The organism is Rhodococcus sp. 15-725-2-2b, from assembly GCF_002259075.1.
Lineage (GTDB): Bacteria > Actinomycetota > Actinomycetes > Mycobacteriales > Mycobacteriaceae > Rhodococcoides.
On the sequence record NZ_NPFL01000017.1, the window covers coordinates 69,673 to 93,048 of the forward strand.

General features: G+C 61.7%; 21 protein-coding genes. 10 read left to right on the forward strand and 11 right to left on the reverse strand.

Annotated features, from left to right (window positions below):
- The first annotated feature begins 1,689 nt into the window (after positions 1–1,689).
- Both CH306_RS18440 and CH306_RS18445 read left to right on the forward strand, forming a co-directional pair.
- Positions 1,690–2,160 (forward strand): GNAT family N-acetyltransferase, encoded by a 471-nt coding sequence (locus CH306_RS18440; protein WP_094647454.1) that lies wholly within the window; start codon positions 1,690–1,692, stop codon positions 2,158–2,160.
- A 375-nt stretch (positions 2,161–2,535) separates the two neighbouring features.
- Positions 2,536–3,648: a hypothetical protein gene (locus CH306_RS18445; protein WP_094647456.1), complete on the forward strand. Its 1,113-nt coding sequence runs from the start codon at positions 2,536–2,538 to the stop codon at positions 3,646–3,648.
- A gap of 521 nt (positions 3,649–4,169) precedes the next feature.
- On the opposite strand, the gene CH306_RS18450 is transcribed toward CH306_RS18445, so the two are convergent.
- Genes CH306_RS18450 through CH306_RS18460 form a run of 3 tightly spaced genes read right to left on the reverse strand, consistent with a single transcriptional unit; the run spans position 4,170 to position 8,353 of the window.
- Positions 4,170–5,288: a hypothetical protein gene (locus tag CH306_RS18450; protein WP_143545399.1), complete on the reverse strand. Its 1,119-nt coding sequence runs from the start codon at positions 5,286–5,288 to the stop codon at positions 4,170–4,172.
- Between the two features lie 53 nt (positions 5,289–5,341).
- Positions 5,342–7,906 (reverse strand): ATP-binding protein, encoded by a 2,565-nt coding sequence (locus CH306_RS18455; protein WP_094647460.1) that lies wholly within the window; start codon positions 7,904–7,906, stop codon positions 5,342–5,344.
- Between the two features lie 45 nt (positions 7,907–7,951).
- Positions 7,952–8,353, reverse strand: coding sequence for a DUF2510 domain-containing protein (locus tag CH306_RS18460; protein WP_094647462.1), 402 nt, complete (start codon positions 8,351–8,353; stop codon positions 7,952–7,954).
- A gap of 60 nt (positions 8,354–8,413) precedes the next feature.
- Here CH306_RS18460 and CH306_RS18465 point away from each other — a divergent pair, with 60 nt between their 5' ends.
- Complete coding sequence (locus CH306_RS18465) at positions 8,414–8,626, forward strand: hypothetical protein (RefSeq protein ID WP_306436753.1); 213 nt, start codon at positions 8,414–8,416, stop codon at positions 8,624–8,626.
- Positions 8,627–8,741: 115 nt separating this feature from the next.
- Here CH306_RS18465 and CH306_RS18470 read toward each other — a convergent pair whose 3' ends face one another.
- Positions 8,742–9,275, reverse strand: a complete 534-nt coding sequence (locus CH306_RS18470) for a CAAX protease (RefSeq protein WP_256981200.1) — start codon at positions 9,273–9,275, stop codon at positions 8,742–8,744.
- 1,087 nt (positions 9,276–10,362) lie between these two features.
- On the opposite strand from CH306_RS18470, the gene CH306_RS18475 reads away from it, so the two are divergent.
- Positions 10,363–11,169 (forward strand): hypothetical protein, encoded by an 807-nt coding sequence (locus tag CH306_RS18475; protein WP_143545400.1) that lies wholly within the window; start codon positions 10,363–10,365, stop codon positions 11,167–11,169.
- Between the two features lie 13 nt (positions 11,170–11,182).
- Positions 11,183–11,965: a hypothetical protein gene (locus tag CH306_RS18480; RefSeq protein ID WP_143546498.1), complete on the forward strand. Its 783-nt coding sequence runs from the start codon at positions 11,183–11,185 to the stop codon at positions 11,963–11,965.
- A 117-nt stretch (positions 11,966–12,082) separates the two neighbouring features.
- On the opposite strand, the gene CH306_RS18485 is transcribed toward CH306_RS18480, so the two are convergent.
- Positions 12,083–12,583: a hypothetical protein gene (locus CH306_RS18485; protein WP_094631400.1), complete on the reverse strand. Its 501-nt coding sequence runs from the start codon at positions 12,581–12,583 to the stop codon at positions 12,083–12,085.
- Between the two features lie 1,071 nt (positions 12,584–13,654).
- On the opposite strand from CH306_RS18485, the gene CH306_RS18495 reads away from it, so the two are divergent.
- From CH306_RS18495 to CH306_RS18510, 4 genes are all read left to right on the forward strand, one after another.
- Positions 13,655–13,978 (forward strand): putative quinol monooxygenase, encoded by a 324-nt coding sequence (locus CH306_RS18495; RefSeq protein WP_218829683.1) that lies wholly within the window; start codon positions 13,655–13,657, stop codon positions 13,976–13,978.
- 70 nt (positions 13,979–14,048) lie between these two features.
- The gene (locus CH306_RS18500; protein WP_143545403.1) at positions 14,049–15,269 is read left to right on the forward strand and encodes a lipase family protein; all 1,221 of its coding nucleotides are present in this window, start codon (positions 14,049–14,051) and stop codon (positions 15,267–15,269) included.
- A gap of 340 nt (positions 15,270–15,609) precedes the next feature.
- Positions 15,610–15,780 (forward strand): hypothetical protein, encoded by a 171-nt coding sequence (locus CH306_RS29150; protein WP_155290791.1) that lies wholly within the window; start codon positions 15,610–15,612, stop codon positions 15,778–15,780.
- 82 nt (positions 15,781–15,862) lie between these two features.
- Entirely contained in the window at positions 15,863–16,891 is a 1,029-nt protein-coding gene (locus CH306_RS18510; protein ID WP_032394649.1) for an LLM class flavin-dependent oxidoreductase, read from the forward strand.
- A 19-nt stretch (positions 16,892–16,910) separates the two neighbouring features.
- On the opposite strand, the gene CH306_RS18515 is transcribed toward CH306_RS18510, so the two are convergent.
- A complete protein-coding gene (locus CH306_RS18515) occupies positions 16,911–17,618 on the reverse strand; it encodes an enoyl-CoA hydratase-related protein (RefSeq protein WP_179272909.1) in 708 nt (235 codons plus the stop codon).
- Positions 17,619–17,733: 115 nt separating this feature from the next.
- Here CH306_RS18515 and CH306_RS18520 point away from each other — a divergent pair, with 115 nt between their 5' ends.
- On the forward strand, positions 17,734–18,003 hold the full coding sequence (locus tag CH306_RS18520; protein WP_045194529.1) for a DUF7218 family protein: 270 nt from the start codon (positions 17,734–17,736) through the stop codon (positions 18,001–18,003).
- Between the two features lies 1 nt (position 18,004).
- Here CH306_RS18520 and CH306_RS18525 read toward each other — a convergent pair whose 3' ends face one another.
- The 5 genes from CH306_RS18525 to CH306_RS18545 form a co-directional block, all read right to left on the reverse strand.
- A complete protein-coding gene (locus tag CH306_RS18525) occupies positions 18,005–18,493 on the reverse strand; it encodes an SRPBCC domain-containing protein (RefSeq protein ID WP_094647472.1) in 489 nt (162 codons plus the stop codon).
- Positions 18,494–18,500: 7 nt separating this feature from the next.
- Positions 18,501–19,550, reverse strand: a complete 1,050-nt coding sequence (locus CH306_RS18530; protein ID WP_256981201.1) for a helix-turn-helix domain-containing protein — start codon at positions 19,548–19,550, stop codon at positions 18,501–18,503.
- A gap of 9 nt (positions 19,551–19,559) precedes the next feature.
- Positions 19,560–20,531, reverse strand: a complete 972-nt coding sequence (locus tag CH306_RS18535; protein ID WP_094647474.1) for an alpha/beta hydrolase — start codon at positions 20,529–20,531, stop codon at positions 19,560–19,562.
- A 95-nt stretch (positions 20,532–20,626) separates the two neighbouring features.
- Positions 20,627–21,580, reverse strand: a complete 954-nt coding sequence (locus CH306_RS18540) for an ABC transporter substrate-binding protein (protein ID WP_256981202.1) — start codon at positions 21,578–21,580, stop codon at positions 20,627–20,629.
- A 41-nt stretch (positions 21,581–21,621) separates the two neighbouring features.
- A complete protein-coding gene (locus tag CH306_RS18545) occupies positions 21,622–23,310 on the reverse strand; it encodes a nitroreductase family deazaflavin-dependent oxidoreductase (protein WP_094647476.1) in 1,689 nt (562 codons plus the stop codon).
- Between the last annotated feature and the right edge of the window lie 66 nt (positions 23,311–23,376).

A 23,376-nucleotide genomic window follows, 5' to 3' on the forward strand; every position in this document is an offset into this window, starting at 1 on the left:
CGTCGATTGGCCCCTGCCCGCGGCGAATGCGCGCATCGACGTTTACCGCCACCTTCATACTACCGGGCGTGTAGTAGTTGGTGTCGCCTCCAGGAGAGGGTGATCTATCGCCCGCAGCTCATGCAGCTGACTCGGTCTCTTTGCTATCGGCACTATGTCGCGTCGCAAATGTGCGAGTTATCGGTCCGTGCGGTTCAGCAGGTAGTCCCGAAGTACGTAGTTTCAGAAGGTTCCGAACTCATCACTTTGAAACATGGTGGAGTCGAACGTCCACGGCGGTCCGTTTAGACGGTGCAAGATCTTGCGGGACGTCAATGGACTGGGAGCGGGTTGCTGAAGGTCATCTTTTACTCATCACTTTGGGTCGAACTCGCATGAACACAGACGGACACAGGTGGTCACTCGATTCGCCGAACACCCAGCTCAGCGGGCCGATCGTGGACGTGAGTGCATCCACGTGAATTGTCATCTCTCGTACAGCGGGTCCGGGGTTCGAATCCCTGATGGCGCACATATAGACCCCCTGACCAGCAGAAATGCTGGTCAGGGGGTCGTTTTTTTGGCTTGGGGTGTCAGGTCTACTCATCACTTTGAAGGTAAAGTGATGAGTGAATTAGGCGGTGTTTCCCAGGTCGCGTTCGGCGTATCGCGCATTTCGATGACTCGACTCGCCAAACCGTTGGCATGGATTCGAGTGCGCGGTATGGCGTGTGCACGGGCCCCTGACCTGCTCTCAGGTGCTGCCGCCAGATGGAACGCACCGCGTTGATACGGCTACGGACCATGGGTCATCACTTACTCACCACTTTGCCCGGTGAAATTTCAGGCCGTGACCGCCATCTGCTTCTGTTCCGAAGAACGGCTTCGATGGACGGATTTACTGTGCAAGTCCGCTTAACGCATGGGTTGCGACTCCGGCGGACGGTCACAGCGACTGGTGACAGTCGTAACTTGCCCCGGTCGGATGCGGATACGAAGTTCCCCGTTGATTCTGCGGGTGTGGAACGCCCGGTTCTTACTAAGCCAGGGACTCTTGATGCTACCGGCTACCGGCTACGTGGGACGGGCAGACGGGCGGACGGCGAGAGCCGCGTATCCGAGCGAGCGAAGCTTGAGCACTAGATGCATGCTCCGCACCATCGCCATCGAAACGCCAGCTCGACACAGCTTTGGTTCTGTGAATGGCCGGTGACCTGCGGTAGGTCGCCATTGTGGACTTTTCCAGCTCAAGCACTTGTCGGCTGTGCTTCGGGCGGCACCGGTCACACACAACGTCAACGAGCCAAAGACGCCTCGGCCGTCGCCAAGCGGATCGCTACAGCGGTAGTCGTAGTCGGCAGGCAATTGCAAGGGCCTCCATCGCCGCGTTACGGTGCGATTTGAAGGCTGGTGCATGTCGCGTTGCCGGTGCATTCCGGTGTCACAGCCGTTGGTTGTTGACCTCCGTTGCCTCGTCGGCAACCGCCCACTCCCAAGGGGACGGGTGATGGACGAAGTCCTCGTACGCAGCTATACCGTGTGCTTACTCATGTCATTCGGTGGATCGAGGCTTCGACACGCTGCGCAAAACTGCAATGCCAGTAGTCTGTCTCAGTGAACCGCTACTCTGGTGGGCACAGTTGCTGCAGCGCGAGGGAGGAAGGACAAGTTACGATGCGTACTCATCGGTTTAAAGGCCTCCCAGCTCAAATGGCACGACCCGCTACGCGTGACCTCAAGCGCGACGATCTAACGCGTGCGCATGAGTTGCTGACGGTATTGCCGACGCTTTACCCGGACGGCGGTGCATGGCTAGAGCGTCGTCTGGGCGACGCAATGGAGGGCAGGGCCCGTTGCACCCTCGTAGAGGTCGACAATGTACTGGCAGGAATAGCCATTGAAACGCCGAAGGGGTCCGCGCGGCTCAAGCTCAGTACGTTCTTAATCGCTGATGAGTTTCGCAATTGCGGACTAGGCGGAACGTTCATTCGCGCCCTGCATGATCGTTGGGTGAACGATCGGGTCCAACAGGTCCATGTAACGGTGGCTGAACACCATCACGATCAGCTGAATCGAGCTTTCAGCCCGGTCGGGTTTCTAACCGTGGCCCATGAGCAGGACCGGTACGGCCCACAGCGCAGCGAGTATGTGATGACGTGTTTGCCAACGGAGCTGCATTGACCGCAGTGATGTCGATTCGGACTTGGCATGCGGACCGAATTTACGCAGGCGCGAAGCGATTTGAGTTTCGGCGTCGACGTCCACGTTTCAGTCCCGGCCTAAAGGTGTACGTCTACGAGCCGACGCCGGTTCGGTCTGTGACAGGTTTCTTTCTGGTCGACACTCTAGTTGACATAGACAGTGTGGACTTATGTGAGCTGGAAGACGACGGCGGTGAGCGCAGGTTTGTCGAGTCGTATCTACGGGATGCGCGCCGCCCGACTGCTATCGGCGTTACTCAACCACGGCGTCTCGACAAACCGGTTTCATTGCAGACGTTTGGAGTGAAATTCGCACCACAGTCCTACGTGTTCATTTCTTCGAGGTAGAGGTGCCGTGGGATATTTCGCTGTTCTAGATTCGCCTAATGCCAAGTTCACGATTACTCAATGTCACATCAACATCTGGGTGCTTCGCTCTCTTCTGCCCGGTCGGAGGCTCCTGTACTTCGACCTCGGGCTTGAAATTTCGGCTGATGGTTCGCAGCCGGTCGATGCCGTAGAACTCCTTCTTCCGTTCAAAGTCGAAAACGGTTATAGGGGCGACCAATTCCAGGGTTGCCTGGACCTGCATGACACTCTATTGCACCCCGAGACTGCGGAACTAATCTTCGGTGAACCGGTCAACATCTCAGGTACGAGCCCGAATCACACACTGAGACTTACGTCCGGTGCCGAGTTTGATCTACGCCATGTCGATACCGCGAACGTGACTGCGATCAATGAACCGGACGAACTTCACCGCTCATCCCACTACCGGGTGCCGCTGAGCTCTCCAGTATCGCCGGGCTCAAAGGTATACGTGCGGTTCCGATTGCGGGTTTTTGCTAATAGGCCGCTCCTCACCCCGCGAAGTCCATTCGGCGGAGTCATACTGGACTTCAGAATCGCGGATGTACGCGAAAGTCGTGACCGTGCTCGCGAGGTGACACTTCGCAGCCGGATCGTGCAAATCAATAAAGTGAACTTTTTTGCGATGTTGCCCGACCAGTATCAACTGCTAACGGCCAGCCCCGGAACGCACAACATGCGGATATTGGAGACCCGTGCTTGGAGTAGTTACCTCCACCGTGTAGCTTATATGCACCCTGCTAACGTTCAGCTGGTCTACTACTGGCGAAGCAGCTCGGGGGTCTCACCGGACAACCCGTTTCGGGTTTTCGCCACCTACGACCGCCATTTGAATAAAGCAAAGATCATATTTTGGACGATCATTGGTGTGCTTCTCGCAGCAGCCCTTGCCCGCTCGGGTTGGGTTTCGACTATCACCACCGATAACGTGCGCTCTGTGGCGAACTTCATGATTTCCGTGTTCGGCCTGGCTACAATTGCCGGCATCATCGCCGCTGTCCGGTGGCTGGTTGGTGTCGCTATGAACCGCCTTGAAAAGCCCCGAATGTGGGTTCGCTGGCTTGAGCGGCTGGTGCTCGGGCGGCGAGCGGGTCCCTGACCGGACCCATTGCGGATACCGGCGGCGCAGCGTGAAGAACATCGTCGGCCGCGACGTCGATGCGCACTTTTCGAATCAGGAACACATAATCGCCCGACGTCGATCGCTCCACAGGAGCGCGCTTGGAGCTACGCCTACGGGCGGACAAAATGTGGGAGCCAGACTTACTGGCAGGTGCCCAATAGTCGGACCACCGCGTTCTAGCCACGCTTGGTCACGGCCGCAATGGCTTTGATCACGCCGAGCGCATGACCTCCGACTGCGAGCCCGCGGCCTGCGGCTGCCAGAATCTCAAACACGGTCCCGACGGAAAGTAGACCCAAGGGTGCTGCGAGGAGTGCAATCACGGCATGTGAGTCGATCGGGGCGACGCTTTCCACTGGCTTAGTGACGTGTCATTAGTACAGATGACGGCGACTGCCGCGCCACACCGTTCAATACGTTGATCCAGTTTCGACGCTGACTCTCAGCTCTAACCAGGGGAACCTACCGGTAGGCGAGCATTCGGACGAATGAACACCTCACCACACGCGTCGTAGCTTGCTGACGGTGCCGTATGGGGGCCTTCCATTGTTAGACCGCGCTTTCATCGAGAAGAGAGTCGCGGCTGTGAGGCAGAATGACTGCGCTGTAGCTGTCATGCACACATCTCCAGTTTCATCGGAGTGAAACGAAAATCCAGTAACGAGAACGCAATCGGCGATCATTGGGTCATCGAACTTGAGGAGGGCGGCTCGGCCGATTGGTGTTGTGGGGGACGAGAACGTGAGATTCATCCCTTCTCGTTCCAAATTCTGTGGATCCAGGATGACCCTCGGGCCTCCGTACGCGACGAGTTGCCCCAGAACAGACAGCGACACGAGATCTATCAGCTCGTCGATTTTGTCGAAGGCTAACGCGAATTCTGCCGGGGTTCCCGCCAACTGGTCGATGACGCTGGCGACTGTGTCCTTACGATATTGTTCGCGCCGAAGCATTCGGTCGGGCTCGAAGGCGGTGACGGCGGCTTCGCTGAGAAGCGGTGCGAGGGTTTTCCTAGCTTCCGATAGAGCTCGTCGATCATCGGGTGTGAGATGTGCCGACAGCTCTGCGAATCTGGTCCATTCAGGTGTGTCAGCCAGCGCGTCGGCGAGAGCGACTACTGCGGTGTCATGGCTTCGTTTGTCGATACGTAGTAGTTCCGAAACGCCTGGTGGTGCCGATAGTAATTGGAGCCCGCCAGTCATGGCTTCGCGCCGCCAGCCCAGCCCGTGGGCGAGCTCGTTGGACGTGCGATGTGTGTGACGGCCCAGCTGAGGAGTCGGGATGAGCGGGAAGCGGGGTAACCGCGATCTAATCCAGGCTGTGTTGCACTCTGCAGCGAACCCGATCGGTCGCGCATCCTCAAGAAACTGGCGGCCTCCGCGGACGTTCAGGTCGACGAAAGGCAACTCGGGAGCCATCAGCTCCCACTTGTTCGGTATCAGCGGCTCGTGAGAAACGAGTCCTGTTGAGCTGTCGATGTTCCGGAGCATCTCAGGGATTCCACGGTCTGCTGGATTGTTCGCAGGTAGTTGCGCGGTGTAGTCCTGGACGATGGGGCTTCGAGACCAAGCCTCGGCCAGTTGTCGTGTCGCGGCCCAGGTTAGTGTAGTTGTCATTGCGCCCCCTCATCGTGTCGTCTGACTGCACCCTACGGAACCGGTCCGACAACCTAGAGCCACTTCATCTCCGCCAGGCTGTTGATTGCCTCGGTCACGATGGCCCTGGCCGAGTCATTAAGGTCCCGGCGGAGAAACGAATCCACTCTGGCAGAACCCGACCACGCGTCGCTAGGTTCGTCCGATTCCTCGAGCACGATGCTTGCATTGGGTAGGTGGTCGAGATACCGATAACGTAAAGGGCGCGAACGTTGATCAGAGGAGCTCGGATCGCCGCCAAGGAGAAACTGAATTCGGTACGGCCCGATTGCCCGCAGCAGATCTTCAGTCCCGGAGGACCCAATACGATGAAGCATGTCGGGTACGGCTTGAAGAAGGTCGTCAGAGTAGGACGTTAGCGTCTCGATAGTCGCCGAGTCTGTCGGCGGGACTGGAGAATTCTGACGCTTCGCACGATCGAGTACACGGCTCAGCTCAAGCTTGTAAACGTTCGTAGCGGTCGTGAGGGGGCCGTTGCTGGCGAGGAAGGTGCGACCGTCGGCACCTACGTCGTCGATCGTGGAGGGACCAATCCAGCCATCCATGTTTCCGCCAACAGTTGCCAGAAGTCTGCCGGTTGTGTCGGTCCAATATGCGATTCTTGGCTGGGCCGTTCGATTCGGGAGAAGATGCGAGAGGTGCCGGCAGGTTTCATCGTGCCACCCGGGTTCCGGGTCGCGGGACTCGTACTGCGAGATCGAGGGGCACAAGAATGGCAAGTGCACGGAAACCAGTTCGGCCAGCGATGCGTCGACGCCGGTAAGTTCGGCCAGAAATTTCAATCGAGCGGTGTCGTCGGACCTTGGTGACGGTGGTAACGCGGCTAACTTTCGTTTGTATGCAATGGCTGCCAGGTAGTCGGCGAACGAGTCGTGAAGGGATCTGATGGTGTCCCGGCCGGAGCGCACGATCAGGCCGCTTTCGAACCCGAACTCACGTAGTTCGCCGGTGGTTATGGAATGGCCAGCGTCGTTTAGATTAGTTGCAGCTGCGGACAGTTGCTGGTTCCACTCGAACGAGTCACAGTATCGTCTGTGCGTCGTCGCCAGGTTTGCAAAGGCCAAGCCTAGTCCTGCCTCGTAGATGCTGATTTCTGTGTAACCGTTATGATCAGCGAGTGCGCGCAGGTGGTTCGAGTACATCATCGCAGGATCGGTGACGCCCAGGCCTTGGCTGAGCATCCGAATTCCCATGAGGAACAGTTGCGGATTGTCGGCCGCGCTGCGGAGAGCCCTCTCTACTCGCGCCGCGAGTTGATTAGCGAAGCTTGAATCGATCCGGCCGGAAGTTCCGTTGACCAGGATTTTCTTACGAGCCGTCCTGTTAAGCGGGACCGGTTGCATGTGTATCACCGGGACGCCTCGGGGCAGGACTGCGCGTAAGGCGATCGCGTCGCGCCCGGCAAGTGCGACGGACACGTGGCTGTCCGTTGCGAGCAACTGGCGGAGATCTTCGCCTAGGGCATCTCGTGGCTGCTTGGGAATCTCCGAGACTCCGTCGATAGCGAGCGTTACCGTAGGGTCTTTGAGCGCTTCGATCCCCGTCGCTGAGTATGCGCCTACAAACTCGATCGAGTTGAGGCCGTGGGCGACAAGCGAGCCGAGACGGTTTTCGACGTAGTCTTCGGCGTTTACGGCGATCAACAGCTCGCCTTGGGTTGCGGCTCTTGATTGTGCCTGACTCAGTACCGTGGATTTGCCAGTTCCCGTCGGACCGCTGAGTAGAACCACATCATTTCTGCGGATAGCGTTCTCGATGAAATCCGAATCGGAATCCGGCCCGGATGCAGTCGGTCGACAAGTGAGTTCGAACGTTCCAGGCGTCGTTCGAACGACGGAGTCGAGGAGTTGGTGCTTGAGCGCCTGGCTCCACGTGAGTGTTCGAACGTACTCGAGATTGGATTCGAGCAGACGAATAATCTCTGCCTTCGGAATCGTTCGCTTGGAAGGGTCTGGATCTCCGCTTCGGCCCACGATCCAGAAGAGAAGCTCGAGAACGGCTTGTGTTGATCGCTCTTCCGCTTCGACTGATCCTGACACATTAGGCAGGTGTGCTTGAATTTGCTTGAGGCAGTAAGTGATCGACTCCGTGAATCCGGGGGTGTCCGCCGCGATGTACGCGCGAGCACACGCTCCGGGTTCGATTGTCGCGTTCTTACGTGTAGCAATCTCGGTAATCAGGGTGGCGTCGCCTTGCCGAGCTGCATCAAGTGCTTCTCGAACTTTCCGGCCGGTTGGTCCGAGCCTGCCGTCGGTTACGAACTCATACGCTGATCCTGGGTGGTTGCCGGCAATCGCGGACCATCGAACCAACTCAGCGACGAGCTCGGCCTCACCCCACGTGTAGTTGACGTCACGGCGCTTGAACTGAGCCGCCCGAAGCAATACGCCTGATGCGGAGAACATTTCGGCATCGACAATGTCGTTGGCAGCCTCGACGCGCAGGTAGTCTGCGTCCGCGTTGTGTAAAAGATCCAATGCCATAACAGCAGCACGTGCGTGCTGGAAGGCGAAACCCGCTGCGGCGTCAACCCCTGACATTTCAACCCCATTCTTGCACCATGCCTCGCTGGATGACATGAATCGATTCGAACGGACTATTGTTCGCGCATGCGGAGCGATTTTCTATTGATCGAATATTCGGGTTAACTCGTCGCGTTTGTTGGTCATCTGATTTTCGATGGAAATAGCATTGGCAACACCCAGAACCAAGGCCAGCACAGCTAAAACGCGGATGATGACCGACGCTCCGAGGAAGAACGCCAGCGCCGTACCCCCGGCAATTACCGCGACTCCGGTCCAGATCGGTCCGCTGCCGGAAAGGAGGCTGACTGACTGCATCGACATGATCAGCCCTATGGCGATGAGAACGAAAGCCCCGAAGTTGACCGCTGTCTTGCGGCCCTTTCCAGTCTGCGGGGACGCTGTCGGCGCCGGCGGACCCGACCACGACTGCCCGTTCCAGTAGATATTCTTGGACGGATCAGTCGGGTCCGGGTACCACCCCGGCGGGGGAGCTGGATTCATCGGCCGAAGGTATCAGGAACGTCCCGTGAATCTGCCAGCGTGTGCTCGTGTTGTGTGACTGTGACGTATTCCGGTTCAGGAGGTGTTGGGCTGGCGCTTCGACGAGCGGGTGATCGTGCGCGGGCAATAGATGCCGCGCGAACCAGTAGTGCGCTGGAAGGTGGCCGGAGTACTGATGCCACCCGCGCGGATCAGGAAGCGTATGTCCGGGGTGAGATCGATATCGTCGAGCTCGGGCGTCGGGAGCGTGGCCGGTACATCGTTCTGGGATGACATTCGTCGGGTGTCAGGGGCGTGCCGCCAGGAGACCCTGCACCTGGCTTGTCGATGCGAGGTGGGACGTCAGTTCCGGCGATATGTAGTTGGTAAAGCGCCCCATCCGTCTCAGCTAACCGTTGATTTCGCTTCGATTGACCGGTTCGTGGTGCGCAACGCGGTTGCGTAGCTCGTCGAGCCCGGAGTGGATCTGTTGCCAGTTGGAACCGGCAGGGAAGACCTGTTGTAGGTGCGGGTGCCAAATGAGCTGCGCATTTCGTGAGCTGGTCATCAGTACCCAGAATCCGAATGTGAGCTCTGCCATGACTTTTCCGGGTGGTGCGCTGGGGCCGCCGGCGGCCCTGCGGGCTTTTTCCAGGTCTGTGTGGGTGCGAGTGGCGTTTGGAAACAGCAGAGCCGCGGATCGCGTGTCGGTCCAGTGGTTGTCCCCGCGGGCATGGGCGCCGAGGAGTGCGCGGTTGTACATGTTGCGCAGGCCCACCTCGAGGTGCGCGAAGTCGTAGAGAAGCACCGCGTTGACGCAGGTGTTCCACTCGTGCAGTGCAAGCGCCCGACTGCGGCTGCCGCCGGCGAGTCGCAGATAGGTTCCGAAACGTTCGGGACTCAGCCACTCTTCGACCCAGGGTCCGGCTGCTTGTGTTGTCACGATTGGCAGTGCCAACAGATGAAGCTATGAGCGTTGTGCACAGGCCGGTGCTACGTCGTAGGACGTGACCCGGTTGAAGAAGTTCGAAGAACCCGGTTTTCAGCTCATGCAGCTGACCCGGGTTCTTTTCTTTCGGTAGTTTGCCACGTCGCAGAGTGCGCGTTGTTTGTGCAAGCGGATTGGCATGGCAGGTCCGAAGGCACTGTTTCAGAGCGGGTTCGAGCTCATCACTTTGAAATGAGGTGGAGTCGAGTAGCCATGGCAGTCCGTTTAGACGGTAACGGACCGAGCGGGACCCTGGTGGACCGGGAGCAGCTCGCCGTTGGTCATCTTTTACTCATCACTTTGGGACGCACCCGGGTGGATTCACTCGGACGCCGGTGGTTATTCGATTCGCCGAACACCCTGCTCAGCGGGCCAATGATGGACGCGGGTGCATCCACTTGAATTGTTATCTCTTGTACAGCGGGTCCGGGGTTCGAATCCCTGATGGCGCACAACAGGTGCCCCTGAACAGCATATTTGCTGGTCAGGGGCACTTTTTGTTGTCTGGTTATGTGTAGCCGACCGCAAGCTTCGCGAAAATCGCAACTCCCTGACCTGCGGGTTTTCAAGCGGCGGAGGACGTTTTAGAGACTTGACTCCCAATCGCAAATACCGGGAGTCAGGTCCCGGTTGCTATGCCGCTGACCTGCGAGTTGTGTGCCGGATTCGCACCGCCGGGTAGCTGATGGACGTCTGTGGATGCTCCAGTCATCACTTACTCATCTTTTTGAACCCTCGCAATCGAACGCAAGTGAACCGTGCAAGGCGGCGACTCACCCAGGTGGACCTACAGGCCATTTCGGACTACTCCCACCGATCCCGTCACGCCTGTGTGCGACAGAGTGAACCCGCCCGCGCCCGAACTCTGATTCGCCTGCCACCACCAAGGCAACAGCGCGGCAACTGACGAGGGCGAGCTGACCACGACGCCTCAGGCCGTGGCTTGTGGAGGAACGGCCGGGCGTGTTTACTGGCGCTCGGTGACCCCGCGCCCGTCGGCTTCGTCTAACGGTCCTCCTAGTTCGCGGGTTTTCATATGTGGTTGCAAGAAGTAGAGGGTCGAATCCTCGAACAATTCATCTACGACGGTGTCTCGCTGGCCGACGCGAACGCGATGCGTCGCTTACCGCCGGTGCACCGAGATCTGTTCGACAACTTCGTCTTTGCCGCCACGGCCGTAGCGGTGGGGGAAAGCGACTGGAGCAGATTTCCCATCGCTAGCTTGGGCTACATGTCGGCCGTGCACGGCGACCTCACGTTGGTGCCGCCACTGATACCTCCCGACGCCGCCGACGTGGTGGCGGACGTGCTCTCACGTTTCACACCGTTCAAATCCGGAGATGAGCGCGTTGCGGATGGGTCGCGCATCAACGAGGACCAGTACCGACTTGCGGAGGAATTGTTCACCCGTCTCGGTGGTGATCGTGGGGACGGCGCACGTGCTGCCGGGGCGAGAGCGCACAGCAGGATGATGTCCGCGCGTATTGCAGATGGGTTCGTTCATCCTGTGATCGGGGCGCACATCTGGAGCGATGTTCCTGCCGCTCCGCGGGCACACCCGGGCAGCGGCCCCGAAGTCACCGTTCTCGAACTCGTTGAGGGGCTCCTCGCTCGGTGGCGCCAATTCCCGGTTGAACGTGCTGGTGTCGAACGCGACATCCTCACCGAAGCACGCTCTATCGGCTGGTCGGGGGTTCGCGCGCCCATGGCTACGGACGGTCTTAGCGGCTGGTACGCACACCCACCCGAAGGCGCCGGCGTCACCGGCCGCGAGGCACACGCCACCAGTGACAACCCCGCTCGCAGTGTGGTCGACGAGCAGGCGCGACCGCGACACGAAGATCGGTGACCGCACTGTGACTGTGAACCGGCTCGCGGCGGCCACGGGCCGTGGGGGAATGGTCGCCCACGTCAGCATCCTGGTCGGGGCAATCGCGCGTGGGGATCGGTGGGCTGTGGCGCGCTGCGCGACGGGCCCACTGCTGAAGCAGTTGCTTTCGGGTGATTACGACGACACGTTCGGAACGGCATCGGAATCCGATCGATCCGTGGGTCTGAGCGGAGCGCCGGTGGTGGTGATCGACGGCAACGTGGCGATTGTGGTTGCGCCGGTGACGAACTCAGGATCGGGTTCGGTGGGCGCGGTGACGGCGTTGCTGATCCGGGCTTCTACAACCGGCACGGTGAGGCCGTGGTTCGTAGCGTCGCTGACTCAGGACCAGATGCTGCATAACGAGTTTCAGCGACGGGTGCAGCACGAGTCATTTCCGATCGACGCCGACCTCGACATCATCGCCGCCCACGGACCCCTCGATGCACGCGCTGCTTCGATCGACTGGGACGACGACTCGGTGATTCTTCGGCGCTCTGACACCGGCGTGGTGACCGTGGCAGATGCGCGCGCCGAGGCGGCAACGTGGCCGCGGGAAAGCTGGCATTGGCTCACGAACGCGGCCGACCGCGCTCTGCGCGGCCGGACTACAGGCGGGTGTAGCCCTCTCTCGACGTTACGTCGCAACGCGATAGTCGCATTCTCCGTTACCCAGCGTAGCCAGCGTCGATATTTTCGTACCTGCCCGCGACGGCGTCTGAATGCCCTAGCGCAGAAACTATTCCAACCCGAGTTGGGGCCTTCGTATCCGTAAGCGCAGACAATAGACGATCGCGGCTGTCGCTGTCGTGGGCAATCAGCCACCGTCCCCACCCGACACCCACGTCCGTGTCGGTCTCCGGGTGGGGTGGGGTGATGAGGGTGTGGGCGGCTACGAGCTGCCGAACAGGTTCCCCATCTCCACGCTGCCGAAGAACCCGCCGCCGGGAGGCGGGGGCGTGACCAGGGTGACCGGTACGCCGTCACCGAGGTTGAATGAAGCGATAGGCGGGATATCGGGGGTCAGAGTAAGACCGGTATCGGAGTCTCTGCAGAGAGCGGCGACAAGGTAGTCACCGTCGGGCAGTGTCGTGGTGTAGGTAGCCGTCCCGCCCACGGCCGGGGCAAAGGATCCGCCCACAACCGGCACGAATTGCTGGTCGACGATCACCGTGGTCGCGGGGTCGTCGGTTACCCAGACTTCGCAGCCGAAGAGGACTCCGTCGGACTTGACGTTGGCGAACTGGACGGTGATGACATTGCCTTCGGCTGTCACCTCGGCGTTGCCTGCGAAAACGACGGCTCCAGCCAGGGCGGGGTTGGCAATCAGGGCAAGGGCGGTCGCGCCGGATACGGCAGCGGCGGCAGCCAGGCGGCGGGCGGCGAAATTCATCAGGGGCTCCTTGCTATGGGCGATCAAGACTGATCGGTTCGATGCTGTCACGGGGATTGGTGTCCAAGCGTGTCTTTGCCATAAACCCAATCCCGCGACGAACCGAATCGAGACGCTCGCCGATGACACCAGAAAGGCGGGAGCATGCAGTCGATTCTCCCTACCGGGTGGCCACGGCGGCAGAAGAATTCGTTCTTCGGATGGCTTTCGAGTACTGCATGAACTGGAGCTTGGTTGCACGGTGACAGCGCGAAAGATGCTGTGGCGCAGTATATGCAGGGCTTACAGGTAACGCTGCATATCAAGTTCGGTCGTATTGTTCCGAGTTCGCGAGGAATGAGGCAGGCTGGGGGTGCGCCCGCGACGTCGGGCGCGGACCCACTGGGCTGACAGACTGACTCGGTGCGTCACAACGACTTGTCGAAGCGATTGTTGAGTGCCACGTGGTCTCCCTCGCTGGGATTCTGTGGGTGCGCCAGTACGGCAACCATATTGAACACCCTTGACGCCCGATGCCGTGACACGTTCACGGTCGTCGGCCTGAAGCGCCTGGATGGCTTCCGATGGCGACGCCGCGCACACTATCGTCGAGACGTATCCGCTTCCGATCCAGCCCTCGTACTTGGCAGGAATGAACATGTAATCCTCGAACAATCGCATACCACACGGTCTCATGTTGACGTTTTCAGACAATCCACATGGAGCTCCGCGTCTGTCCTGATCAAGCGGGGATGTGGACTCTTGCGCACGATGAAGTGAAGTCGAGCGCGGCGAAGACAATCCCGGGTGGGGCTGTCGAATGTCCTTGCCACGCAGACGAGGAGTTCTGACGAGACTGGTCGAACGGGTACCTTGCACATGTCGCAGTCGGCTGCGGCTACCCGCATCGCAGATGCACTCGGGCGCAGTACGGCAACAGTTTCCGGTATGGCGAACCGAATATTTTCTTCGTCCTGCGGCTGCCAGTAGCGTGCCCAGTCCGTCACGGATCCGCACCATCGTCGATTGTCCGACCCATGCTGCATGATCGCCGTGAACCGCAACTGATGGTCAGTCGAAAGGAAGCTCTCCATGGCAGCCGAAACCGCCGTCCTGTCCGGTGTCACCGTCATCGTCTCTCACAAGACCCTGCCGAACCAACGCGACGCCGTCCGAGCCCTCTGGGAAAAGCACATGGCACCGGCCGTCCTCGACAACCCCGGACATCTCGCCTACTACTACGGTCTCGACGTCGACGATCCCGATGGCATCACAGCCTTCCAGCACTACCGCACCGCCGAAGACGCGCTCACGTTTCTCCAGCAACCCGCTTACCGGGCGTACGAACGTGAAGTGGCACCGCTGTTGGCCGGCGCACCACAGGTGCACAGCCTCGTCCCGACGTGGATCAAGTAGGTAAGTAGCGCCATGATCGTGATGGCGATCCGTGCACGCGGCCACCGCACTTGTTGCGGCGGAGCAGCGAATGCGGATTGGTGCGCAGCGCCGCATACTTGCTCGCGAGATGAAACTCCCACGGGTCACCTTCGCTTCGTTCGCCCTTGCCGGGGCGCTCGTCATGTCGGCTGCACCCGTCTCGGCGGCTCCCGTCGCTGCCGATTTCTACGGAGCGCCCGTCGTCGGCCTGGAGGCGTATGCACCCGGGTCCATCGTGCGCCGAGAACCAGTGCCGCAGCTCGACCTCCTGGGAGCACGCACCGAACGCATTCTGTATCGATCGGCCGATCCCCGCGATCGTGCGGTGGCGGTGTCGGGGCTTCTGGTGACACCGACTCGGGCGTGGGATGGTGCCGGACCCCGGCCCGTGATCGCCTATGCGCCAGGAAGTTACGGGGTTGCCGATCGTTGCTCGGGGTCGACCGAGCAGGGACTGGCAACCACGATGCCGGCACTGCTCCCACTGCTGGCGCAGGGGTACCAGGTGGTCACGACGGACTACCAAGGGCTCGGAACCCCGGGTGAGTACGAGTTCCTGGGCCGGGTCGCCGGCGCCCGTGCACTGCTGGACGCGGCACGGGCCGCAGCACATGAGACCGGCGCGCCCGTCGTGCTCTACGGATACTCGGCGGGCGGCGTCGCATCGGCCGCCGCCGCAGAGCTCGCATCCACCTATGCGCCCGAGTTGTCCGTGGTCGGGGCCTTCGTCGGTGCCGCTCCCACCGATCCGGTGGTCCGCGTCGAAGGCCAGGACGGCTCCGCATGGGCCGCGACGATGCTGTACACGATCGACGGTCTGATCGGCGCACACCCCGATCTCGCCGACCGGATCCGCGCCCTCTTCAACGATCGCGGACGCGCGGCTCTCGACGCGGCACAGGACTTCTGTACCACCGACGCGCTCGCGTACGGACCGCTGCGATCCGAGGATCTGACTGCTGACGGCTCGTCCCTGGGAGAACTGATGACCGGGCCCGTGCTGGGGTCACTGACCGTGGCGAACACCGTCGGGTTCACCGCGCCCGTCGCGCCCGTGATGATCGTGCACGGCGTCCACGACGCGTCCGTCGAGATCGAGCAGAGCCGACTGCTCGCGCAGCGTTGGCGCGCCGCGGGTGCCGTGGACATCACCGTCCGCGAGTTCGATTTCGGAACCGAGCTCGTGCCGGAGTTCGACCACACGGCCACGAACGTCGCTGCCTACCCCGAGGTGATCGGGTGGATCGATCGACTTGTCGCGCGGGCGTGATGCGACGCGCAGCAGTTGCAAGTGACGTAGATCACCCGTGACCGATGTGCGCTTGCTCGCCTTCGATTCGACTCACTTTCGACAGCTACCAGGTGCAGGGCGTACCGGAAAGCCTGCTGCTTCCGATAGCGAACCGACAGAACATGATCATCACTGGAAACGAGGCCACACCATGAGCAACCGCAGAAGTCTCTCCAGCCGACTCTTCGAGGGTCTCGGCCGCATCACATGGGGCTACGGCAAGCGCAAGCTGGAGGAACGGCGCGCACGCAAGCGCGGACAGCGATAAGCCGAACGGTGGGTGTCCGATTTCGGCACCCTCGGTCGGTACGGTGCAGGGATGGACGGATTCGAGGTAGGCGACGGAGTCACACCGCTGACCGGGCCCATGGCAGGTATGTACGGAACCGTGGTCTGGTTCTACGAGGACAAGCAACAGTTGCTCGTTCGCTTCGGCGCTTCCCAGCAGATGTACTACGCGGCGGACGAGCTGAAACGATGGGGTGAGTAGCCGCCTGCTCGACGCAGATCGGAATAATTGAATCTTCACCGATGCTGATGGAGTCGACCAACCCGAATCGAAAGGTCCCACCATGCATCTGGGCGTAGACAGCTTCGTCTCTTCCGTGACCGATCCGACCGACGGCCGGGTGATCGCTCCCGAGGAGCGAATGGGTCACCTGCTGGAAGAGATCGCCCTCGCGGATCAGGTCGGGCTCTACTCGTTCGGCATCGGCGAGCATCACCGCAGCGAGTACTACGATTCGGCTCCGTCGATCATTCTTGCCGCGGCAGCCGCGCGCACCGAGAACATCCGACTCGGCAGCGCAGTCAAGGTGCTCAGCGCAGACGATCCGGTACGGGTGTTCCAGGAGTTCGCCACCCTGGATCTGATCTCCAAGGGCCGGATCGACCTGGTCGTGGGACGTGGATCCTTCACCGAATCGTTCCCGCTGTTCGGCCTCGACCTGGCCGATTACGACTCGCTCTTCGCTGAGAAGCTCGACCTCCTGCTGCAGATCCGCGACAACGTCGAGGTCACCTGGTCCGGTCGGCACCGCCCGGCGCTGACCCGCCAGGGTATCTACCCGCGTCCACTACAGGATCCGTTGCCGATCTGGGTCGGCGTCGGTGGAACGCCTGAATCCTTCGCTCGCGCAGGGCTTCTCGGGCTCCCTCTGATGATTGCCATCATCGGCGGAGAACCTCGACAGTTCGCCCCGCTCGTCGATCTGTACCGTCGCGCCGGAGCGCAGGCGGGCCACCCGCCGGAGCAGCTGAAGGTGGGCCTGCACGTGTTCGGCTTCGTCGCCGAGACCACGACGGCCGCAGCCGACACCATCTACCCCGGCTGGAACGAGATGTTCACCAAGATCTCTCGGGAACGTGGATTCGCTCGGCCCAGCCGGCAACAGTTCGATGCCACCTCCGGTCCCAACGGTGCGTTCTTCATGGGAGATCCGAAGACGGTGGCCGACAAGATCCTGAGAGTGAGCGATCAACTGGGAGGTGTGGACCGGCTGTCGTTGCAGATGACCAATCCGCGACTGGCGCACAGTGACCTGTTGCGCGGGATCGAACTCCTCGGCACCGAGGTCGCTCCTCTGGTTGCAGGTAGTTAGCGCTGCGCTGGCGGCTCGGTCAGTTCGAGGCCCATTCCATTTCGTCGACGCCTGCGACAGGCGTCAGAAGAGAACGGATCTCGGCCGAGTACATGGTGCGTTTGATCTCGCCCAGGACGTCACCGCGGGTGCCGGCCAACTCGGCTGCGCGCGCGATGGCGTCCTCGCGCACCCGCTCCTGCGTCGAGACCGCGTCGACCAGGCCGAGCGCCTTGGCGTCGCCACCGCCGTACCGGCGGCCGGTCGTCAGAGCCTCGTGGAACGCATGTGGAGCCAACCTGGCACGCACCATATCGACGGTTCCCGGGCTGTACGTCGCACCGATGTTCACGCCGGGGAAGCAGAGAAATCCGCGATCGGATCGCATGATCCGGTAGTCGTGCGCCATCACGAAGAACGCGGCACCACCGTAGGTGTGTCCCTGCATTGCCGCGACGGTTTGCATCGGAAATGTCAGGAAGCGCACCAACATCTCTTGCACCGTCCCGATGAATCGGTTGATCTGGTCGAGGTTCTCGGCACCCCAGGACAGATCGACTCCCGTGGAGAAGAACTTTCCAGTCGCCGTCGTGACCAGCGCAGCAGGACCCGTTCCGGTCTCGATTTCGTCCAGAAGCGCGTTGATCTCGGCAACCCAGTTCGGGCTGATGCGGTTCTCGGTATCGTCCACACCTCGACTGCCGAGGTTCAGCACGAATACGTCGTCGAATCGTTCCAGGTATGGCATATCCCGAACGTACCCATTTTCTGTTGTTCTGGCTCACAACGAGGGAAGCGTCCGTGTTTGCCCGGGGGCGAAGCGGGTAGCTGTACGAGCACTATCGACGGAACGGAGGGCCGGTATGCCGACCAACGACGATCAACCACAGCTCAAGGACCAGGATCTCTACGAGAAATTGCGCGAGGACGGAAACTCGAAGGAGAAAGCCGCCCGCATCTCGAATGCCGCAGCGAAGAAGGGGCGAGACCAGGTCGGCAAGAAGGGCGGAGAATCCGGATCCTACGAGGACTGGACGGTCGACGAATTGACCGACCGAGCCAAGGAATTGGGTCTCGAGGGCTACTCGAAGCTGAACAAGGAAGAGCTCATCGACGCGCTACGCAGTCACTGATTCACTGCGGGCGAAGCGACGCGTAGTACTCCTGCAGCGACGGGTAGTAGTCGTCGAAACTCGGCAGCGGGGCGTCGTCCCTGGATGCGACGAGCATATCCAGGTAGTACTCCCAGCCGGGACCGATGTCGCCCAGACCGTCCGTGCTCTCGCAACTGTGCACCAGAACGACGACCGTCGAGCCGTCCCTGTCGTCGAGGCGAACCTCGAGCGGCCACTGCATCACGTCGAGCGTTCGCACGGCCAGCCGGCCGGGCGGCTCGCACGCTTCGATCGCCATGTCCGATGCAGGCTCGCCCTCCTCGAACCGCATCGTGACGCGAACGGTGTTCTCCGAGATGCGCTCCCACGGCCCGAACCACCTTGCCGTTCGCGACGATTCGGTGATGCTGGCCCACACGTCCTCGCGCGGAGCGGCGATGGTCCTGGTCAGCTCGAGAGCGAAGCCGGTGTCGGTGCTGCGCAGCGTGCCCGTGGGCGTCGGTTCCATCGACTGATTATGCGACTGCGGTGTCGCTGCCGTCGAGCACCATCATCATTGCGGTCGCGCGGGCACGGTGTTCGATCGAATCGACCGGGTACCCCACTGCTTCGGAGACCTTCGCAAGTCGGTGCGCCACGCTGCTGTGGTGCAGGTGCGTTCGGTCTGCTGTCGCCCGAAGGCTTCCGGATCCCAGGTACGCGCGAAGCGTGCCGAGCAACTCCCGGCCGTGAGGCGTGGCGCGCAGTTCGTTCGCGCGCACGAGGTCGGGAACGTCGTTGAGTGTCAACGAACTTCCCCTGTCCAGCAGGTTCAGCGCACCGAGCCGATCGGCGATCACGACGGGTCGGTACTCACTTGCCTGCGCCAGGGCGAATCGAGCATTCCCGAGGTGTCGATGGATATCGTCGGCGCGCAGGGCAAGGGAGACACCCAGATGGGAGCAGCCGACCGGCGGTGCGGACGGTTCGTTCGTCAGGAGGTAGAGGACGTGGTCGTCGACCGTGATCGGTACCGACCGACCGGCCGTCGGCGAGGCAGGTCCCGGCGGGGAGTCCGCGGCTGACATGGCCACTCTCACTCGGTCGGTCGGTTCGATGTGCAAGGCGGTCAGCGAGCTCAGCAGTGCGATGTCGTCCACAGGGAACAACACCGAACGGGTGTGTTCGGCAGCGGACGGACTGTGCCGTGGTACCAGAATGACGGCTGCGGTCAGGGCCATTCGATCGACGAGCATGTCGTCGAGAGCGAGCGCGGGTCCTGCGCGCTCGATCCACACCGAGCCCATCACGACGTCGTCGACGACAACGTCTTTGGCTGCCGACCGCTCGCCCGCGGCCTGAGTCAGCCAGCGGCCCTTCGGATCGCACCGCGCACGCTGGCGGTGTCCGCCGGACGTGCCGACGACGTCGATTCCGACCACGCAATCGGCGAGAGCAGCGCTGGCGGGGAGCATCGCGGTGGTGTCGGCGCCATGTCTGATCAGTGCGTCGAAATAATCGATCACGCGCACCAGACCCGCGGAGTCGGCATCGAGCTCCGCGAGCCGGTACATCAGTCCTTGCATGAAGCGACGCTACGAGGCGGGTACGCGAAGGCGCAAGCCCCTACGCAGGGCGTCCAACGCTTCCGCATGTCCGCGCTTGCTCACCTCTGCTGTCGCCAGTAGCGCGGATCCGTGGAAAGTGCCGGGGAACGAATGCAATTCGACGCTCACGCCTGCCTGCAGCAACCGGACCGCGTAGTCGATGCCCTCGTCACGAAGCGGATCGAGCTCCATGGTCGAGACGTACGTCGGTGGGAGTCCGGCCAGATCGGTGGCACGAGCGGGAGCGGCGTAGATCGAGACGTTCGGGTCGTCCGGTCCGCTGTACGACTCGCCCAGGTAGTACTGCCACGACAGAATCGCGTTGGGCCGGTGCCACATCGGTGTGTCGACGAATTCCGTCATCGACACGGTGTGCAGTCGGTCGTCGAGTTCGGGAATCTCGAGCAATTGGAACGCCACCGGCACCACGCCCTCGTCTCGAGCCCGCAGCACCGTTCCTGCCGCCAGGCCGCCACCGGCGCTCTGACCGCCCACCGCGATTCTGTCCGGGTCCACGCCCAGTTCGTCCGCATGAGAGTGGATGTACGCCAGCGCCGCGTAGCAGTCGTCGAGCGGCCCGGGGAACGGCGTCTCGGGGGCGAGCCGGTACTCGACGTTGGCTACTGCGAAACCGAGTTCACGGACGACGTCCACGCAGTAGGGATCGCTGGACGCGGCTGTCCCGATGGCGAATCCGCCGCCGTGGATCCACACCAGCACGGGCAACGGTCCGTCGACGTGCTCCGGTGTGAAGAATCGAACGACGACGTCCGGTGCACCGTCGAGTCCAGGGACGGCGAGCTCGCGCAGGGAAACTCCGTCCATGGACAGGTCGGCGAGCATGGCGTCGACAAGTGCGGTGAAGGTCGATCGTGCTGCGGGAAGGTCGCCGAAATCGACACTCGGAAGCATCGTGACGGCAGCGGCGAGTTCGGGGTCGAGAGTGGGGAAATTGGTCATGAACCCATAGTCGGCACAATTGTGTCCTGTGTCACTTGTCGTATGGAGGAAGTGCAAGCGGTGCCGTCCGACGGGTGTCGGACGCCCGCCGTCGATCAACTCGGGGTGTAGAGCCTCTCGACCAAGCCGAGGGTCCACAGCGCGGTCAGCGGACCCCCGTCGTTGGTGAACTTGTCCGTCCGGACGATGCGGTCGCCGCGAACAGCCGGTAATCCGGTCCAGAGCGGGTTGGCGTTCATTGCCTGCAAGTCCTCTTCGGACGTGATGGCGGCAATCATTGCCACTGCGTCGGATGCGGCGGTGACGTTCTCAGGTCCGTACTCGATCTCCGGAGCGGCTGCGCTCCACGCGGAGCCGAAGCGGGCTCCCACATCCTCGAGCGCGATCGACGTCACCCGGTCACGTCCTATCGAGATCCCACCTTCCTCCGATGTACTGATCGGCAGGACGGTGGTGTCGGCGATGGCATCGGCGTACTGCGTCGTGAGTTCGTCTACGCGAGTAGTGTATTCGTCGACAACTGCTCGGGCTCGGGCCTGCAGATTCAGTGCCGCGCCGATCGTTGCCACGTCCTGCTGCCAGCTGACTCCGGTTCCGGTGGAGCCCACCGGCAACACCGGCGCGATAGCACTCAACTGGTCGTAGATTTCTTCGATCACCTCGTCGCGGCCGATGATCAGGTCGGGATCGACGCGTGCGACGGCCTCGAGGTCGACGGTGTTTCGCGGATACAGCTCGGGCACTCCGTCTGCGAGCAGCATCCTGGTGGGCTCGGTCAGCGGGCCGGGAATTTCAGGTGGAGCCTCGGTTTCCACCGGCATCCCGACGATGGGTAGGTCGAACGCCAGGGCGATGTCCAGGTCGCGTCGTCCGTCGATCACGACGACCGATTCGATTCGATCCGGTACCTCGACGGTGCCGAACTGCGTGGTGACCGAATGGGTCGCCGAGTCCGACGTCGTCGGTTCGGTGTCGACACCGCAGGACGAGAGCAGGGATGCAACAAGGACCGCGCCGAGGACGACGTGCAAGCGGGGGAGTGTCTTCACAACTTAAGTAAACCAAACCTAAGTCGATGGTGAAGAGTCGGTCAATCGTCGTACTCGACTCGCACCGACACCGGGTCGGTCTGGAGTGCTCGGAAGCCCGCGCCGATGAGGCGTCCGAGCACCGGATTGTTCGAGAAGGATCGCGCTCGGAGCGCGACGTCGTCGTCGGGAACGAACGTCGCTGTGCCGGTACGCCATCGGCTGCCAACACGAATTCTGATTCTGGGTTCGTCGGTGATGTTGGCTCCCCAACCGGATCGGGTTCCGTGCTGGGAGATCAGCCAGGCTCCGGTCTCGTCGAACACTGCCGACACCGGTACCTGCCTGCGCAGGCCGGACTTGCGGCCGACGGTCTCGATATCGGTGACCAGGGAGGTTCGGACGCCGATCGAAGTGAGTCCGTTGACGACCGGATTCGCGATGTGCTTGCCGATCCAGCGCTCGCGGCGAAACTTCGTCGCGGCAGCAGATGTCTCGACCCGAGCGGAGCCCCGGCGATTGCGGAACGCGTCCCAGCCGTTGCGCTGCATCATCGTAGCCGCGGTCTTCCATGCCGGACGGCTCGAATTCGGTTGCCGCCCAGCACCGATGAGCTGTAACTGGTCGGTGTGCCACTGCAGATCGAGAGCGCCGTTGATCTGCTTGAACGCACTGGATTTCGACGGGACGCGCAGAGCCACGCGCGGCGATTCGACCCGGTCGAGAGTGCCGTCGACCAGAGAGTTCGCGACGGCAGGGGTGAGGGCGGTCGGACGGCCGAGGCCCACCATGTCGCACTCACCCGATTGCACTGCCGCATTCATCACCGAGCGGGTACGGAAGCCGCCGGTGACCGCCAGTGGCACGCTTGCGGCCGCGTCTCGCACCGTCCGCGCGTACTCCAGGAAGTACGCCTCGCGATCGCGGGTGCTCGCGGTGCCCATCATCGCCGGTGATTCGTAACTGCCACCGCTGATTTCGATGAGATCTATGGATTCCCGAACGAGATGCTCGACGGTGATGCGTGATTCTTCCTCGCTGAACCCGCCGCGTTGGAAGTCCGCCGAATTCAGCTTGATTCCCACTGCGAAACTCGGCGACACCGCCGCTCTGATTGCGCGGACGACTTCGAGCACGAATCGCATCCGTCCGTCGAGGTCGCCGCCCCAGGCGTCGTCGCGTCGATTGGACAGTGGCGACAGGAACTGCGACACCAGGTAGCCGTGCGCCCCGTGGATCTGGACGCCGTCGAAGCCGGCCGTCTCGGCCACAGCCGCCGCGGTGGCGAATCGACCGATGATGTCGTGGATCTCGTTCTCGCTCAACGCCCGAGGTGCCGGAATCCCCGGAATGTTGGGTGCGATGGCAGATGGCGCAACGGGCTTGGTGCGGGTGACGAGCGGATTGGCCTGTCGACCGGGGTGATTGAGCTGCATCCAGATGGGTGCACCGCCGTCGGACGTCGCTTTCGCCCAGCGGGCCAGCGCATCGCGGTCGCGGTCGTCTTCGATGACGACATTGCCCGGTTCGCCGAGATGGGACCGGTCGACCATCACGTTGCCGGTCACCACCAGGCCGTAGCCGCCGGCACCCCACCGGCGGTACAGCGTTTCGAGGCGCGAGTCCGGGCCGTGCTCGGCGGTGGACAGTCCTTCGCTGAGAGCTGCCTTCATCACGCGATTCGGCAGGATCTGCCCGCAGGCGAGGGTGAGCGGGCTGCTCAGGTCGATCACGTCGGTGTCAGGGGACATGGCGTTGCTCCGGTTCCTGGACTGCGGCTCCAGCTATGATGGACAACATAGCTACAGAGGGACTGT